Source organism: Mesorhizobium sp. M0296, from assembly GCF_040321675.1.
Lineage (GTDB): Bacteria > Pseudomonadota > Alphaproteobacteria > Rhizobiales > Rhizobiaceae > Mesorhizobium.
In genome coordinates this window covers 1-762 of record NZ_JAMYRZ010000107.1, presented here as the reverse complement: position 1 = coordinate 762, position 762 = coordinate 1, and the positions used below count along the sequence as shown (strand labels likewise).

General features: G+C 56.3%; 1 protein-coding gene. It reads left to right on the top strand.

All coding sequences use genetic code 11. The features are described from left to right. Window positions 1-117: 117 nt before the first annotated feature. Window positions 118-345 (top strand): hypothetical protein, encoded by a 228-nt coding sequence (locus NKI97_RS35370; protein ID WP_352450352.1) that lies wholly within the window; start codon window positions 118-120, stop codon window positions 343-345. Window positions 346-762: the final 417 nt, after the last annotated feature.

Below are 762 nucleotides of genomic sequence, written 5' to 3'. Positions count from 1 at the left end.
GCTTCGTGGCTTGTCCCCCTGATTCCCACTCAGAAGTTATCAAACATTCTTCTTGATTTTTCTCGACAGAGGATCATGAATGTTCCCTTGGGTTCTCCCTGAGGTAGGAGGCCTTGTATGAACATTTGGACGAACTGCCGACCCGACAAGGTGACTGCCAAACACCTTGTTCACGAGCTGATCCTACAAGCCCGTCGCGGCCAAATCATCTCCGTCAAAGAGACTATTGCAGCGGTTCGCCGAGACGGGCCACATGTGGCGGAAACTGACTGCGAGCTGGTGGAGCTTATCGTCAATGTTGCCCCAGCCTTTGGCCTGTTCGTCGGGTTCGATCTTCGCGAATAACCGCCTCCTCAACAGGGCGGACCGTGGCGACACGGTCTCGATCAAAGCGGCACTACGCGAAGCTCGGGAGGCTGCGCCTTATTTGGTGGCCTCCGACGAAGAACTAACCGAGGCGATCGTCGAGGCAGCAACTGCCATGGGCCTCTGCGTGGCTTTCGACAGTCGCGAGTAGCTGTCAGCCAACTTCAGTCACTGTGGCACCGCAACGGAGGCGCGCCGTCCTGCGGCATTTTCAATAGGCAGAGGTAATCCACAATTACCTTCGCAAGCTGCTAAATCTGCCTGTAGAACGGAAGCTGCCGGCTGAGCAAAAGTATTTGCTGGAGGAACTTGATCGGGCCGACAAAGAGTGACGTATGGCTCTCCACTGGTTCAACCCTCCGGTCCCGGTCAAGACCGAGCGTCCCGGGATCATCC

Coding starts and splice junctions, on each gene's coding strand:
- NKI97_RS35370 (WP_352450352.1), top strand. CDS start 118: ATGAACATTTGGACGAACTGCCGACCCGACAAGGTGACTGCCAAACAC.